Source organism: Bacillus sp. (in: firmicutes), assembly GCF_031983925.1.
GTDB classification, from domain to species: domain Bacteria; phylum Bacillota; class Bacilli; order Bacillales; family Bacillaceae_G; genus Bacillus_A; species Bacillus_A pacificus.
Map to the genome: position 1 here is coordinate 1 of NZ_DALYZR010000026.1, position 14,736 is coordinate 14,736.

Genomic DNA, 14,736 nt, shown 5'->3' on the forward strand with positions numbered 1-14,736 from the left:
GAGTAGGACGTCGCCAAGCAACTAAAAACACAAGTCTTTTGACTTGTGTTTTTTTATTTCCCATGAAATAGGTTCGGTTCTGCTAGTAAAAAATTCGAAATATAGTAAGGAATTTTTTGAGCAGAAATAGTAAGAAATTGATAAATAAATGGGTAATCTTCAGAGCCATAGCTTCCAAGTAAATCATACCACCAATCTGTTTCGTATCTAGAAATCATACTTAAATTGTAGAGCAATAAATAATGAACGAGAAGTTCAGGTAATACGGGTGTAGGATTTCTAGGATCAGTTGTGAGTGGTAAGTAATAAGTATCAGCGAGATATTCGTAATATAAAGGCGTACTATATATAGGATTCCACGATTGGATAGGAGCCGTAAAAAGTAAATTGGATGCGCCCGTTTTCCCGGGGACATGTTGCACGGATAAGTGCTTACAAATTGATTCAATATAACGTGAAAATCTTTCTGAAGTCATATGAAGTCGATCTAGTATATTGACTGAAAAGGAAAGTTCATTTGCATTTGTTGAATCAATTTTATATAAAGTGGAACCTCGCTGACTATAGCGAAATAAGCTTTGTAATTCAGGAATATTCCCCATTAAATCCAACATGTTAAACTTCTCTGATTCTAAGTGTTTCATGTGAAACAGTTGTTCTGCAACATGAGTAAATAGTCCATTTTTTTGTACCTTTACCTCATCTTCTAAAAATTGATATCCCTGTTTTTTCCGCTTACGAGTCGTAACGCCATGAGCTAAAACAGTAGTGGATTCAGGATAGTTTGGATCAATAGTTAATAAGCATGCTTTAAAAAGTTGGCTCATTCCATAAAACAATAACATTGGCTGAATCGAAAAGGGAGCTACCTTATATAATTCGTAATAATTTTTCCCGTGTTCTAAATAATAAATAAAAGGATAACAATTTTCGAAACTTTTTTTTTCGGCATTTTGTATCGAGGATTTTTCATAACAACGGGCAAGATAACGTTGTACATTTTGAGATGAAAAGAAGAAACTTAGTTGCTGCCAAGTACAATGTGTTTGATGCATATATTACGCTCCTTTTATTGTCTAAAAATTCTAACATATATATACGTCCTTGACAGTATTTTAACCAATTGATAAGCTACTAATAATAATTTCTGGTATCATGGGGGGAACAATTATGTGGGAATCTAAATTTGTTAAAGAAGGTTTGACTTTTGATGACGTATTACTTGTACCAGCAAAGTCAGATGTACTACCAAGAGAAGTAAGTGTTAAAACAGTTTTATCTGAAAGCTTACAGTTAAACATCCCGTTAATTAGTGCAGGAATGGATACAGTAACAGAAGCGGATATGGCTATTGCAATGGCTCGTCAAGGCGGTTTAGGAATTATTCATAAAAATATGTCTATTGAACAACAAGCCGAGCAGGTTGATAAAGTAAAACGTTCTGAAAGTGGTGTTATTTCAGATCCTTTCTTTTTAACTCCAGAACATCAAGTGTATGATGCAGAGCACCTTATGGGGAAATATCGTATCTCAGGTGTACCCGTTGTAAATAATTTAGACGAGCGAAAATTAGTTGGTATTATTACAAACCGTGATATGCGTTTTATCCAAGACTACTCAATCAAAATTTCCGACGTAATGACAAAAGAACAGCTAATTACAGCTCCAGTTGGTACAACGCTAGATGAGGCTGAAAAGATCCTACAAAAGTATAAAATTGAAAAACTCCCTCTTGTTGATAACAACGGTGTATTACAAGGGCTTATTACAATAAAAGATATTGAAAAAGTAATTGAATTCCCGAATTCTGCGAAGGATAAGCAAGGGCGCTTATTAGTTGGAGCAGCAGTTGGTGTAACGGCTGATGCTATGACTCGCATTGACGCATTAGTAAAAGCTAGCGTAGATGCAATCGTACTTGATACAGCTCATGGACATTCTCAAGGCGTTATTGATAAAGTGAAAGAAGTTCGTGCAAAGTATCCATCATTAAATATTATCGCTGGAAATGTTGCTACTGCTGAAGCAACAAGAGCATTAATTGAAGCAGGTGCAAACGTAGTTAAAGTTGGTATTGGACCAGGCTCTATCTGTACAACACGTGTTGTAGCTGGGGTTGGTGTACCACAATTAACAGCGGTTTATGATTGTGCAACAGAAGCTCGTAAACACGGTATCCCAGTTATCGCTGACGGTGGTATTAAGTACTCTGGTGATATGGTTAAAGCTTTAGCAGCAGGAGCACATGTTGTTATGCTAGGTAGTATGTTTGCTGGTGTTGCTGAAAGTCCTGGTGAAACTGAAATTTATCAAGGTCGCCAATTTAAAGTATATCGTGGTATGGGTTCTGTCGGAGCGATGGAAAAAGGAAGTAAAGATCGTTATTTCCAAGAAGGAAATAAAAAACTTGTTCCAGAAGGTATTGAAGGACGAGTACCATATAAAGGACCTTTAGCAGATACGGTTCATCAATTAGTTGGTGGATTACGCGCAGGTATGGGATATTGCGGAGCACAAGATTTAGAATTCTTACGTGAGAATGCACAATTTGTTCGTATGTCAGGTGCTGGTTTACTTGAAAGTCATCCTCATCATGTACAAATTACAAAAGAGGCTCCAAACTACTCATTATAATGTCTTATATATAAATAGACGGAGATTTTATATCTCTGTCTATTTTTTTTTGATTATGTTAGAATAACGGTTATGTGAGTACATAGATATTGGGGGTAGCAAAAGTGAAAGGTATGTTTTGCAAAAGATTCATTGCACTAGTAACAATGTTTACACTAGCTTGTAGTATGTTGTTACCATATAGCAATGCATCAGCTGAAACAGGAGCTGCTTTAAATATTGAAGCAGGTGCGGCAATTTTAGTTGAAGCGAATTCTGGAAAAATTGTATATCAAAAGAATGCAGATGAATTATTATCCATTGCTAGTATGACGAAGATGATGAGTGAGTATTTAGTTCACGAAGCAGTAGATAAAGGAAAGCTTAAGTGGGATCAGAAAATTAAGGTTTCTGAATATGCGTATAAAGTTTCACAGGATGCTTCATTATCAAATGTGGCATTAGAAAATGGTGGCTCTTATACAGTAAAAGAGTTATACGAGGCAATGGCAATCTTCTCTGCAAATGGTGCAACGATTGCATTAGCAGAAGCAATTGCAGGTAAAGAAGTAGATTTCGTAAAAATGATGAATGATAAATCGAAAGAACTAGGGTTGAAAAATTATAAATTTGTCAATTCTACAGGTTTAACGAATAAAGATTTAAAGGGAATGCATCCAGAAGGAACAACAGCGGATGAAGAAAATAAAATGTCTGCAAAGGATGTTGCAACTTTAGCACAACATTTAATTAAAGATTATCCAAAAGTGTTAGATACAGCAAAAATCCCGAAAAAAGAATTCCGTCCAGAAAAAGAGAAGTTTGCAATGTCGAACTGGAACTGGATGTTAAAGGGCTTAGTTAAAGAATATGATGGCGTAGATGGCCTAAAAACAGGCTCAACTCCAGAAGCGGGAGATTGCTTCACTGGTACGGTTGAAAGAAACGGTATGCGTTTTATTTCTGTAGTGATTAAAACAAGTTCTCATACAGCACGTTTTGATGAAACAAAGAAGCTATATGATTATGGATTTGCTAACTTTGAAATGAAACAAATGTATAAAAAAGGTTCTTCAGTAAAAGGACAAGAAACAGTACGAGTAGAAAATGCGAAAGATAAAGATGTAGCAGTTCAAACGAAACAAGCCATTTCACTTCCAGTACCAAAAGGAAGTAAAGATGTTTATAAAACTGAATTAAAAGAATCAAGTAAGGGACAAGAGGCACCTATTAAAAAGGGAGCTGCACTTGGTCAAATGGTAATTACGCCAAAAGATACAAACGATCCTGGATTTTTAACTGGTAAGTCGTTGCAAGTGGATCTTGTAACAACAGCTGAAGTAGAAGAAGCAAACTGGTTTACTCGTGCTATGCGCGGAATTGGTTCTTTCTTTAGTGGTATATGGAATAGTGCTGTTGATACAGTAAAAGGTTGGTTTTAAAAGCTCCTCATTGTAGGGGCTTTTTCTTATTCCTATTTTTCATACCGACTTTATGAAAAAGTAGTAGACAAGCATCTGATAGTTAGTGGTAGAATGTAAGAGTATTCTTAATTTTCGCCTTTAACGGGGAAAAGCAATTCACCTAGGGGGGTTTTTGTAACATGACAAACGTAACAGGGACAGAACGTGTAAAACGTGGAATGGCAGAAATGCAAAAAGGCGGCGTTATTATGGACGTAATTAACGCTGAACAAGCAAAAATTGCAGAAGAGGCAGGCGCAGTTGCCGTTATGGCATTAGAGCGCGTACCAGCAGATATTCGTGCAGCAGGTGGCGTTTCTCGTATGGCAGACCCAACAATCGTTGAAGAAGTTATGGGTGCTGTGTCAATTCCGGTTATGGCAAAATGCCGTATCGGTCACCTTGTAGAAGCGCGTGTATTAGAATCATTAGGGGTAGACTATATCGATGAGAGTGAAGTATTAACTCCTGCCGATGAAGTATACCATTTAAATAAACGTGATTACACAGTTCCATTTGTATGTGGTTGCCGTGATATCGGAGAAGCTGCACGTCGTATTGCAGAAGGTGCATCTATGCTTCGTACAAAAGGTGAACCAGGAACAGGAAACATTGTAGAGGCAGTGCGTCATATGCGTCAAGTCAATGCAGAAATCCGTCAAGTTGCAAGTCTACGTGAAGATGAGTTAATGACATATGCAAAAAATACTGGTGCTCCTTATGAAGTACTACTTGAAATTAAACGTCTTGGTCGTTTGCCGGTTGTAAACTTTGCAGCAGGTGGTGTAGCAACACCTGCAGATGCAGCATTAATGATGCAACTTGGTGCGGATGGTGTATTTGTTGGATCTGGTATCTTTAAATCAGAGAATCCAGCGAAATTTGCACGTGCAATCGTTGAAGCGACAACTCATTATGAGGATTACGAGTTAATTGCAAGCCTTTCTAAAGGATTAGGTAATGCGATGAAAGGTATCGAAATTTCAACGTTACTACCAGAGCAACGCATGCAAGAGCGTGGATGGTAATTGAAGGAGAACTTTAAAATGGTGAAAATCGGTGTACTAGGTCTTCAAGGTGCAGTTCGTGAACATGTAAAATCAGTTGAAGCAAGTGGTGCAGAAGCTGTTGTTGTAAAGCGTATAGAACAACTTGAAGAGATTGATGGTCTTATTTTACCAGGCGGTGAAAGTACAACTATGCGCCGTCTTATTGATAAGTATGCTTTCATGGAGCCACTTCGTACATTTGCGAAGTCTGGTAAACCAATGTTTGGTACATGTGCAGGAATGATTCTTCTTGCAAAAACACTTATTGGCTATGACGAAGCACATATTGGTGCTATGGATATTACAGTTGAGCGCAATGCGTTTGGACGTCAAAAAGATAGCTTTGAAGCTGCACTTTCTATTAAAGGTGTGGGAGAAGATTTTGTTGGCGTATTTATTCGTGCCCCGTATGTTGTAAATGTAGCGGATAATGTTGAGGTACTTTCTACACATGGTGATCGAATGGTAGCGGTAAGGCAAGGGCCGTTTTTAGCTGCTTCTTTCCATCCGGAATTAACGGATGATCATCGTGTAACAGCATACTTTGTAGAAATGGTAAAAGAAGCGAAAATGAAAAAAGTTGTATAAGTAACTTGCAACTTGTATAAGATTATAGTAAATTGATGGTAACAATTTTATAAAATAAGCGTGTTGATAGGAAATAGTAACAAATGTCGTTTCTTATAGAGAGTCGATGGTTGGTGGAAATCGATAGAAACAGTTTGTGAATCCATCCTGGAATGGAATGTGGAATATCTTTATGATTAGTAAACATTCCCGGTGAAGAGCCGTTATTTCTACTTGAGAGGAAAGCGGTAATGCTTTCAACTAGGGTGGCAACGCGGGTTAACTCCCGTCCCTTTATATAGGGACGGGAGTTTTTTGTGTTTTATAAAATAAAAGGAGGAGTATATAATGCTTGATATTAAATTTTTACGTACAAATTTTGAAGAAGTAAAAGCTAAGTTACAGCATAGAGGCGAAGATTTAACTGATTTTGGTCGCTTTGAAGAATTAGATACGAGAAGAAGAGAACTACTTGTTCAAACAGAGGAACTAAAAAGTAAACGTAACGAAGTATCTCAACAAATCTCTGTATTGAAGCGCGAAAAGAAAGATGCAGAATCTCTAATTTTAGAAATGCGTGAAGTTGGAGAAAAAGTAAAAGATCTTGATAACGAACTTCGTACAGTTGAAGAAGATCTAGAAAGATTGATGCTATCTATTCCAAATATTCCTCACGAATCTGCTCCAGTTGGTGAAACAGAGGATGATAATGTAGTAGCCCGCACTTGGGGAGAAGTGAAGGAATTTGCTTTTGAACCAAAACCACATTGGGATCTTGCTACAGATTTAGGAATTCTAGATTTTGAACGTGCTGGAAAAGTAACAGGAAGCCGCTTCGTATTCTACAAAGGTGCTGGCGCAAGATTAGAGCGTGCTTTAATTAGCTTTATGCTGGATCTTCATACTGATGAGCATGGATATGAAGAAGTATTACCTCCGTATATGGTAAACCGTGCAAGCATGACAGGGACAGGACAACTTCCGAAGTTTGAAGAAGATGCATTCCGTATTGAAAGTGAAGACTACTTCTTAATTCCAACAGCTGAAGTACCTGTAACAAATATGCACCGTGATGAGATCTTAAATAAAGAACAATTGCCTATAAGATATGCTGCATTTAGCTCTTGTTTCCGTTCTGAAGCAGGTTCAGCTGGCCGTGATACACGTGGTTTAATTCGTCAGCACCAGTTCAATAAAGTAGAGCTTGTGAAGTTTGTAAAACCAGAAGATTCTTATGAAGAGTTAGAAAAACTAACAAATGATGCAGAACGCGTGTTACAATTATTAGAGTTGCCATATCGCGTTATGAGCATGTGCACAGGCGATTTAGGATTTACGGCAGCGAAGAAATACGATATTGAAGTATGGATTCCAAGCTATGGCACATATCGTGAAATCTCTTCTTGTAGTAATTTCGAGGCTTTCCAAGCGAGACGTGCAAATATCCGTTTCCGTCGTGAGCCAAACGGCAAACCAGAACATGTTCATACATTAAATGGATCTGGTCTTGCAATTGGACGTACGGTGGCAGCTATTTTAGAGAACTACCAACAAGAAGATGGTACAATTATAATTCCAGAAGTTCTTCGCCCTTATATGGGAGGAAAAACAGTTATTAAGTAAATTTATAAACATTCATCGGTATGAGTGATTGGTAATTATGAGCGTTGTCAGTACTATGATGTAGGAGAGGAAAAGTAAAATTTTCCTTTCCTCATAATTTATTTTAGTAGGGTTGACTAACTGTTTTTCTTTTGATATTATATTTGATGTCAATATGGAGGTATACCCAAGTCTGGCTGAAGGGATCGGTCTTGAAAACCGACAGGCGGCGAGAGTCGCGCGGGGGTTCGAATCCCTCTACCTCCTCCAGATATAATTGACAACAGCGCATATAAGTGGAGATTGGAGAACTCGTTACCACACGTAACGAGTTTTTATTTTAAAACCAATCATAAAGTATGGTGTAAGGCAATTTTGTCCTTATTACACACTCATATTCCGATGATTATCTTCATAGATATGAAAGGAGTCAACATGGATCTTATTATACAAACGTTTCCTTTAGATGGAAAAACTTTATATTATGTACAATGTCCTGTCTGTAAGAACAATAGAATTTTAAACAGTGGTGCAAATGTATCACGCATTATTAGCGATGATACATTCCGTAAACTTTGTGGTTGCACTTGTGATGTAAAGCAAACTGCAACAAAAGTAGAGGCACCAAAAAAAGTTAAAAAAGAAGCTGGAAAGAAAGAAGCAGCTCCAAAACGTACAGGTAAAGTATTAACAGCAGTAATTAACGGGAAAGAAATGACTGTTAAAGAGATTGCTGAGGCGTACGATATTAGTACAAGTACTGTTCGTCAGCGTATTAACGCTGGAAAACCTGAGAGTGAAATTATTGCTCCAACAAAGAAAAAGTAATTTAATAGAAAAACCCGTGCATATGCACGGGTTTTTTATTTTACAAGTTTACGTGTTTGTTTTAAAAAATGACCGATTTTTTTAATGATTGGTTCAATGGAATCGCCATCTTTTAAAATATCGTATTCATTAATGTTTAATCGTAAAACAGGGCATGAATTAAAGTTGTTAATCCAGTTTTCATAACGCCCATGCATCTCTTTCCAATACTCGATTGGTGTTTGCTGTTCCATCGGACGTCCACGTTCTTGGATACGATCAACGATATCATCGAAAGAACCTTCTAAGTAAATTAATAAATCTGGATGTGGGAAGTAAGGAGTCATGACCATAGCGTCAAATAAACCTTTATATGTTTCATAATCAGTTTCCGTCATTGTACCTTTTTCGTGATGCATTTTTGCAAAAATGCCAGTGTCTTCATAGATAGAGCGATCTTGAACAAAACCGCCACCGTATTCAAAAATTCTTTTTTGTTCTTTAAATCGTTCTGCTAAAAAATACACTTGTAAGTGAAAGCTCCAGCGTGTGAAATCAGCATAGAACTTGTCCAAATACGGATTAGAATCTACCTTTTCAAATGATGTGCGATACCCTAAAGCGTTAGCCAATGCAGTTGTCATAGTGGATTTACCGACACCCACTGTTCCAGCGATAGTGATTACTGCGTCATTTGGTATATCATATTTTTGCCTTAAATTCATTATTATTTCGACTCCTTTAAGAGAGTATTTTGAAGGGCAGATAGGATGACGTTTAAATCATCAGGATTTTTTACAAAATCCATATCGTCTCCGTTAAATTTCAATACTGGGATATCTGGATGGTCCTTTTTAAAAGCATCCATTGCTGTTTCGTAATCTTTTGTGAGCTGTAGTAAGTAATTTGGATCCATATTTTTTTCGAATTCTCTTCCGCGCATTGCGATTCGCTTTTGTAATGTTTCTAGGCTAGCTGTTAAATAAACGATAACGTTTGGAACTGGCATATCTTGTGTAAGGATACGATAGATTTGCATGTACTTGTCATATTGAGAATCTTTCAATGTACGGGATGCAAAAATTACATTTTTGAATATATGATAATCCGCTACTACTGGCTTCCTTTGATTCAAATACTTTATGTTAATATCTTCTAATTGTTTGTATCTATTACAAAGAAAGAACATCTCTGTTTGAAAACTCCATTCGTCGATGTCTTCATAGAACTTTCCTAAAAAGGGGTTTTCATCAACAATCTCTTTCAGTAAGTGGAGTTGCATGTGAGTTGAAATTTCCTTCGCAAGTGAAGTTTTTCCAACACCAATTGGTCCTTCAACCGTGATAAATGGTACTCCGGTCACGCTGTTTCCTCCTTTCAATCAGTGATTTACCGTGACTACTAAAAACACAAAACAGAATTATTGTAGCACAAGAGGGAAGCGAGCGGGTTAATTTGATATAAAAAGTTGGAAAATAGATATATGTATTAATCAAATTTTATTTGAAACGACGGTACTATATTTGCTTTTAATGTGGTTTCCATTATTTTTAAAGCATGTAAGTTATCCTGATCATCATTAGAGGCAATACAGTCCTGTGGTACATACAATGTATAATTCCTCATATGAGCATCGTTAGCTGTAAAGAGGATACATATATTCCCGGCGACACCTGTTAATATTAGATTTTCTATTTTTAAATAGCCTAATAAAGAATTTAAAGGTGTTTCATAAAAAGCAGAGTAATGTGGTTTAATAAAAATGTAATCATCAGCATTTGGAGCGATCTTATGAATGATATTTTCACTATACTCATTTGTACAATGAGTAATCAATTGGTCAATATCAGATCTCCAAAGTTGATAATGGTCATTAATATAAATGATGGGACAACCGAAGGATTTCATTGTCTTCTTTAATTGTAAAATAGGAGTGGTTATAATTTCGCATTTTTTGGCTAGGATAGGCCCGTGTGAAAATTGAAAGTCATTAATCATATCGATAATGAGTAAGGCAGTATTCTTCATATGTAATCCCCTCTCTTTTTTCTTAGGGTGGATTGAATTTGTAAAAGTTATCCCATGTGTAGTAAATGGAAATAAGTGTACTTTATTTGTAATGAAAGGACTATGTTATGGAACGTGATCAAGATATTTATTTTATGCAGTTAGCAATAGAAGAGGCTAAAAAAGCAGAGGCAATACAAGAAGTACCGATTGGTGCAGTTATAGTATTAAATGGTGAAGTAATTAGTGTTGCTCATAATTTAAGGGAGACTGAGCAAAGATCAATAGCTCACGCTGAGTTGTTAGCTATTGATGAGGCATGCAAAAAATTAGGGACATGGCGTTTAGAAGATGCGACGTTATATGTAACATTAGAGCCTTGTCCGATGTGTGCGGGTGGAATTGTTTTATCACGAGTAAAGCGAGTTGTATATGGTGCGAGTGATCCGAAAGGTGGATGTGCAGGGACATTGATGAATCTGTTAACGGATGAACGCTTTAATCATCAATGTGAAGTAGTGGCTGGTGTATTAGAAGAAGAGTGCGGTACGCTATTAACGAACTTTTTTAGAGCGCTTCGTAAAAAAAGAAAAGCGATTAAGAAATTAGAGAAAAGTAAAGAGAATTAACGTATTTGCATTTTATAAAAAAACAAGTTATACTGATAGTGCCTTTAATGAAGGCAACCGAATATTGGTTTTAACTTTGCCGTGCTAAGCGGGGAGGTAGCGGTGCCCTATACTCGCAATCCGCTCTAGCGAGGCCGAATCCCTTCTCGAGGTTATGTTGCTGTAAGGTCTGCCTTAAGTAAGTGGTGTTGACGTTTGGGTCCTGCGCAACGGGACCCCGTGAACCTTGTCAGGTCCGGAAGGAAGCAGCAATAAGCGGGTCTTCTCGTGTGCCGCAGGAGTGCCTGAACCGAGCTAACTGCTTAAGTAACGCTTATGGTACGTAATCGACAGAAGGTGCACGGCAGTTATATATGTATACAAAACTCACCTTAATACTAAGGTGGGTTTTTTGTATAGAAAATAACTTTTGGAATCTATAAACAGAATGGGTTATAATAAATGAGATAATAACCTTTGAGGGAGGCCGTATTTTCGTGTCATACCAAGCGTTATACCGAACATGGAGACCGCAAAAGTTTGAAGATGTAGTCGGTCAAAAGCACGTGACAAAAACGTTGCAAAATGCCCTTCTTCAAGAGAAAGTTTCACATGCTTATTTATTTTCTGGGCCGAGGGGAACAGGAAAAACGACAATTGCAAAAGTGTTTGCAAAAGCAATTAACTGTGAACATGCTCCGGTAGCTGAACCTTGTAATGAATGTCCTTCTTGTTTGGGGATTACACAAGGATCTATTTCAGATGTATTAGAAATTGATGCGGCTTCAAATAACGGTGTAGATGAAATTCGAGATATTAGAGATAAAGTAAAATATGCTCCAAGTGCTGTAGAATATAAAGTATACATTATTGATGAAGTTCACATGCTTTCCATGGGTGCCTTCAATGCGCTTTTAAAAACGTTAGAAGAACCGCCAGGACATGTTATCTTTATTTTAGCGACAACAGAACCGCATAAGATACCGCCTACAATTATTTCGCGTTGCCAACGTTTCGAATTTCGAAAGATATCAGTAAATGATATTGTTGAGAGATTATCGACAGTTGTGAACAATGAAGGTACGCAAGTAGAAGATGAGGCATTACAAATTGTTGCACGTGCCGCTGAAGGTGGTATGCGTGATGCGCTCAGTCTTATTGATCAGGCAATATCTTATAGTGATGAGACTGTTACGACAGAAGATGTATTAGCTGTAACAGGGTCTGTTTCTCAGCAATACTTAGGCAACTTAGTAGAATGTATACGTGAAAATGATGTATCAAGAGCATTACGTATCATAGATGAGATGATGGGTAAAGGGAAAGATCCAGTACGCTTTATGGAAGATTTCATTTACTATTATCGTGATATGCTTTTATATCAAACTTCACCACAATTGGAACATATGTTGGAACGAGTGATGGTTGATGAGCAATTCCGGACGTTAAGTGAAGAAATGCAACCGGAAGTAATCTATGAGATCATTCATACTCTTAGTAAAGCGCAACAGGAAATGAAGTGGACAAATCACCCGCGAATTTTCTTAGAAGTTGTTATGGTACAACTGTGTCAACAGTTTATGATGCAAGCAAATGGTGCAGATCGTTTACAAGCAATTATGAACAGGATGCAGCAATTGGAGAAAGAGCTAGAACAAGTCAAAAAGAATGGTGTGCCGGCCGGTGTGCAGCAGGAAGTCAGAGAGACGCGTGCAGCACCAAAGCCAGTACGGACAGGAAGTATGAAGATACCTGTCGGACGCGTAAATGAAGTATTAAAGCAAGCGAAGCGTCAAGATTTAGAACAATTAAAAGCTGTATGGGGAGAGTTGTTAGGAAGACTCAAAGCATACAACAAAGTAGCGTTTGCTGTTTTATTAGAAAATAGCGAACCGGTAGCGGCTTCAGATGATACTTACGTTTTAGCGTTCCAATATGAGATTCACTGTAAAATGGCAAGCGAAAATCGAGAGGCTATGGATACAGTGGAACAAACTTTATTTGAATTGCTAAGTAAAAGATTAAATATGATTGCCATTCCAAAAAGTGAATGGGGTAAAATCCGTGAAGATTTTTTACAGCGTGAAGGTGGAAGTTCTGAAGAAAGCCCAGAGAAAAAAGAAGATCCTCTTATAGAAGAGGCTGTAAAATTAGTAGGGCAAGAACTCATTGAAATAAAAGAGTAATAATAATTAGGAGGAATTAATTATGATGCGTGGCGGAATGGGAAATATGAATAACATGATGAAACAAATGCAAAAGATGCAAAAGGAAATGGCAAAGGCGCAAGAAGAACTTGGCGAAAAAACAGTTGAAGGTACAGCTGGCGGCGGTATGATCACAGTTATTGCAAATGGTCATAAGCAAATTCTTGAAGTAAAAGTGAAAGAAGAAGTTGTAGATCCAGAAGATATCGAAATGTTACAAGACTTAGTTTTAGCTGCAACAAACGATGCACTTAAAAAAGCTGATGAACTTTCAAACTCTACAATGGGTAAATTTACAAAAGGCTTAAACTTACCGGGTGGAATGTTCTAGGAGGATATTGATATATGCATTATCCAGAACCAATATCAAAACTAATTGATAGTTTTATGAAATTGCCAGGAATCGGACCGAAAACAGCGGTTCGATTGGCGTTTTTCGTATTAGATATGAAAGAAGATGATGTGTTAGGTTTTGCAAAAGCACTTGTAAATGCGAAGCGAGACTTAGCATATTGTTCTGTATGCGGGCATATTACTGACCGTGACCCTTGTTATATTTGTAACGATTCACATCGAGATCAATCAGTTGTTTGTGTCGTGCAAGAACCGAAAGATGTAATCGCGATGGAAAAGATGAAAGAGTATCAAGGTGTATATCATGTGTTACGTGGTGCTATCTCTCCAATGGAGGGAATTGGACCAGAAGACATTAATATCCCGCAACTTCTAAAGCGACTACACGATGAAACAGTACAAGAAGTAATATTAGCAACAAATCCTAATATTGAAGGGGAAGCTACAGCGATGTATATATCCCGCCTCTTAAAGCCGACAGGTATTAAAGTAACTCGTATTGCACACGGTCTGCCAGTTGGTGGAGATTTAGAATATGCAGATGAAGTGACACTGTCGAAAGCATTAGAAGGTCGTAGAGAAGTATAAGAGGAGAAACAAAAATGTTCTTTCAAAAAAAGGGTAAATTGCGTAAAGAGTATGATGATAAGCTAATTGTACTGTTAGAAAAGGTGAAGAATGAATGGTTACGTCAAAAGAGAATGGTTGAACAAAGTGTTGAACCATCTCAAGATGTACTTTGTTCTTTGAAAATAGCAGAGGCGAAATATTTCTTCTTGCTAAAAGAAGCAAAACGTCGTCCTGTAAAGATGGAGCAATGGTAAAAGGTTCTGCTGAAAAAGCAGAGCCTTTTTATTTTATTTGTTTGGAAAGATCGATTAATGTTTTTTGTGAAGAACGTGTAGCAGAATCAAGGTGAATAAAATGAAACGACTGGAGTTATATAATAAACGTTCTTTTTTATCGTCTTGTCCCATACAAATAAATGTGTATAGGTCATTCATAAGGAGGAAAAAATGAATTCTACAATTATTATTGTTGGTATTCTTGCGTTAGTTTTTATTTTCCTTGTTTTTGGTGTTTCTTCTAAGCCGTTACGTTTTATAGGAAAAGCGCTCTTTCATGTTACTTTAGGAGTAGCATTACTTTTTATCGTAAATGTTGTAGGAACATATTTTGATTTTCATCTTCCAATTAACTTGGGTACTGCAACAATCACAAGTTTATTAGGTCTACCCGGTGTTGCTGCATTAGTGGTTATTAAGCTTTATATCATGCCAAGATAAATTTATTTTGGCATTTTTTTAAAAAGTGTTGACTTGTGAATGGTTAATATGGTAAATTAATAAGCGTCGTCAGGAACGAAAGAAAAAAGTTGTTGACAGATTCAACGCAAGATGTTAAATTATAAAAGTCGCTGAAACGCGATGTTGAACTTTGAAAACTAAACGAAACAAAC

Annotated in this window: 16 protein-coding genes, 1 tRNA gene, 1 other RNA gene and 1 other annotated feature; of the genes, 14 read left to right on the forward strand and 4 right to left on the reverse strand. The window is 37.1% G+C overall.

The features are described 5' to 3' along the window. Positions 1–53: 53 nt before the first annotated feature. A complete protein-coding gene (locus RTP99_RS27540; RefSeq protein ID WP_000554274.1) occupies positions 54–1,055 on the reverse strand; it encodes a YaaC family protein in 1,002 nt (333 codons plus the stop codon). Between the two features lie 115 nt (positions 1,056–1,170). Between RTP99_RS27540 and guaB the strand changes: the two genes are divergently transcribed. From guaB to RTP99_RS27575, 7 genes are all read left to right on the forward strand, one after another. Then, positions 1,171–2,634 (forward strand): IMP dehydrogenase, encoded by a 1,464-nt coding sequence (gene guaB, locus RTP99_RS27545; protein WP_000264079.1) that lies wholly within the window; start codon positions 1,171–1,173, stop codon positions 2,632–2,634. A gap of 113 nt (positions 2,635–2,747) precedes the next feature. Then, positions 2,748–4,055 carry a D-alanyl-D-alanine carboxypeptidase DacA gene (dacA, locus tag RTP99_RS27550; RefSeq protein WP_124878453.1) on the forward strand — a complete coding sequence of 436 codons (1,308 nt, stop codon included), beginning with the start codon at positions 2,748–2,750 and terminating at the stop codon, positions 4,053–4,055. A gap of 161 nt (positions 4,056–4,216) precedes the next feature. Then, complete coding sequence (gene pdxS / locus RTP99_RS27555; protein WP_000186156.1) at positions 4,217–5,104, forward strand: pyridoxal 5'-phosphate synthase lyase subunit PdxS; 888 nt, start codon at positions 4,217–4,219, stop codon at positions 5,102–5,104. A gap of 18 nt (positions 5,105–5,122) precedes the next feature. Further along, on the forward strand, positions 5,123–5,713 hold the full coding sequence (pdxT, locus tag RTP99_RS27560; protein ID WP_000238781.1) for a pyridoxal 5'-phosphate synthase glutaminase subunit PdxT: 591 nt from the start codon (positions 5,123–5,125) through the stop codon (positions 5,711–5,713). A 54-nt stretch (positions 5,714–5,767) separates the two neighbouring features. Then, positions 5,768–5,989: a binding site (T-box leader), on the forward strand. Between the two features lie 51 nt (positions 5,990–6,040). Next, positions 6,041–7,315 (forward strand): serine--tRNA ligase, encoded by a 1,275-nt coding sequence (gene serS / locus RTP99_RS27565; protein ID WP_046645757.1) that lies wholly within the window; start codon positions 6,041–6,043, stop codon positions 7,313–7,315. Positions 7,316–7,471: 156 nt separating this feature from the next. Then, positions 7,472–7,564 (forward strand) — tRNA-Ser (locus RTP99_RS27570). 165 nt (positions 7,565–7,729) lie between these two features. Next, positions 7,730–8,122 (forward strand): sigma factor-like helix-turn-helix DNA-binding protein, encoded by a 393-nt coding sequence (locus RTP99_RS27575; protein ID WP_000364199.1) that lies wholly within the window; start codon positions 7,730–7,732, stop codon positions 8,120–8,122. 35 nt (positions 8,123–8,157) lie between these two features. Here RTP99_RS27575 and RTP99_RS27580 read toward each other — a convergent pair whose 3' ends face one another. The 3 genes from RTP99_RS27580 to RTP99_RS27590 form a co-directional block, all read right to left on the reverse strand. Next, on the reverse strand, positions 8,158–8,826 hold the full coding sequence (locus RTP99_RS27580) for a deoxynucleoside kinase (RefSeq protein ID WP_001053585.1): 669 nt from the start codon (positions 8,824–8,826) through the stop codon (positions 8,158–8,160). A gap of 2 nt (positions 8,827–8,828) precedes the next feature. Beyond that, positions 8,829–9,464: a deoxynucleoside kinase gene (locus RTP99_RS27585; RefSeq protein WP_000148224.1), complete on the reverse strand. Its 636-nt coding sequence runs from the start codon at positions 9,462–9,464 to the stop codon at positions 8,829–8,831. 125 nt (positions 9,465–9,589) lie between these two features. Further along, entirely contained in the window at positions 9,590–10,129 is a 540-nt protein-coding gene (locus tag RTP99_RS27590; RefSeq protein WP_000798717.1) for a cysteine hydrolase family protein, read from the reverse strand. Positions 10,130–10,236: 107 nt separating this feature from the next. Here RTP99_RS27590 and tadA point away from each other — a divergent pair, with 107 nt between their 5' ends. From tadA to RTP99_RS27625, 7 genes are all read left to right on the forward strand, one after another. Further along, positions 10,237–10,737: a tRNA adenosine(34) deaminase TadA gene (gene tadA / locus RTP99_RS27595; protein WP_000439013.1), complete on the forward strand. Its 501-nt coding sequence runs from the start codon at positions 10,237–10,239 to the stop codon at positions 10,735–10,737. A gap of 79 nt (positions 10,738–10,816) precedes the next feature. After that, an RNA gene (gene ffs, locus RTP99_RS27600) (signal recognition particle sRNA large type) lies at positions 10,817–11,081 on the forward strand. Positions 11,082–11,213: 132 nt separating this feature from the next. Then, the gene (gene dnaX / locus RTP99_RS27605) at positions 11,214–12,902 is read left to right on the forward strand and encodes a DNA polymerase III subunit gamma/tau (protein WP_000121557.1); all 1,689 of its coding nucleotides are present in this window, start codon (positions 11,214–11,216) and stop codon (positions 12,900–12,902) included. A 25-nt stretch (positions 12,903–12,927) separates the two neighbouring features. Further along, complete coding sequence (locus tag RTP99_RS27610) at positions 12,928–13,254, forward strand: YbaB/EbfC family nucleoid-associated protein (protein WP_001996460.1); 327 nt, start codon at positions 12,928–12,930, stop codon at positions 13,252–13,254. Between the two features lie 14 nt (positions 13,255–13,268). Continuing rightward, complete coding sequence (recR, locus tag RTP99_RS27615) at positions 13,269–13,865, forward strand: recombination protein RecR (protein ID WP_000559169.1); 597 nt, start codon at positions 13,269–13,271, stop codon at positions 13,863–13,865. Between the two features lie 14 nt (positions 13,866–13,879). Then, positions 13,880–14,101 (forward strand): YaaL family protein, encoded by a 222-nt coding sequence (locus RTP99_RS27620; RefSeq protein WP_000466020.1) that lies wholly within the window; start codon positions 13,880–13,882, stop codon positions 14,099–14,101. A gap of 192 nt (positions 14,102–14,293) precedes the next feature. Beyond that, positions 14,294–14,563, forward strand: a complete 270-nt coding sequence (locus RTP99_RS27625) for a pro-sigmaK processing inhibitor BofA family protein (RefSeq protein ID WP_001089264.1) — start codon at positions 14,294–14,296, stop codon at positions 14,561–14,563. Positions 14,564–14,736: the final 173 nt, after the last annotated feature.

Bases quoted from the DNA above. Each gene is read 5' to 3' on its own strand.
- RTP99_RS27540 (WP_000554274.1), bottom strand. From the start codon at position 1,055: ATGCATCAAACACATTGTACTTGGCAGCAACTAAGTTTCTTCTTTTCA.
- guaB (WP_000264079.1), top strand. From the start codon at position 1,171: ATGTGGGAATCTAAATTTGTTAAAGAAGGTTTGACTTTTGATGACGTA.
- dacA (WP_124878453.1), top strand. From the start codon at position 2,748: ATGTTTTGCAAAAGATTCATTGCACTAGTAACAATGTTTACACTAGCT.
- pdxS (WP_000186156.1), top strand. From the start codon at position 4,217: ATGACAAACGTAACAGGGACAGAACGTGTAAAACGTGGAATGGCAGAA.
- pdxT (WP_000238781.1), top strand. From the start codon at position 5,123: ATGGTGAAAATCGGTGTACTAGGTCTTCAAGGTGCAGTTCGTGAACAT.
- serS (WP_046645757.1), top strand. From the start codon at position 6,041: ATGCTTGATATTAAATTTTTACGTACAAATTTTGAAGAAGTAAAAGCT.
- RTP99_RS27575 (WP_000364199.1), top strand. From the start codon at position 7,730: ATGGATCTTATTATACAAACGTTTCCTTTAGATGGAAAAACTTTATAT.
- RTP99_RS27580 (WP_001053585.1), bottom strand. From the start codon at position 8,826: ATGAATTTAAGGCAAAAATATGATATACCAAATGACGCAGTAATCACT.
- RTP99_RS27590 (WP_000798717.1), bottom strand. From the start codon at position 10,129: ATGAAGAATACTGCCTTACTCATTATCGATATGATTAATGACTTTCAA.
- tadA (WP_000439013.1), top strand. From the start codon at position 10,237: ATGGAACGTGATCAAGATATTTATTTTATGCAGTTAGCAATAGAAGAG.
- RTP99_RS27610 (WP_001996460.1), top strand. From the start codon at position 12,928: ATGCGTGGCGGAATGGGAAATATGAATAACATGATGAAACAAATGCAA.
- recR (WP_000559169.1), top strand. From the start codon at position 13,269: ATGCATTATCCAGAACCAATATCAAAACTAATTGATAGTTTTATGAAA.
- RTP99_RS27620 (WP_000466020.1), top strand. From the start codon at position 13,880: ATGTTCTTTCAAAAAAAGGGTAAATTGCGTAAAGAGTATGATGATAAG.
- RTP99_RS27625 (WP_001089264.1), top strand. From the start codon at position 14,294: ATGAATTCTACAATTATTATTGTTGGTATTCTTGCGTTAGTTTTTATT.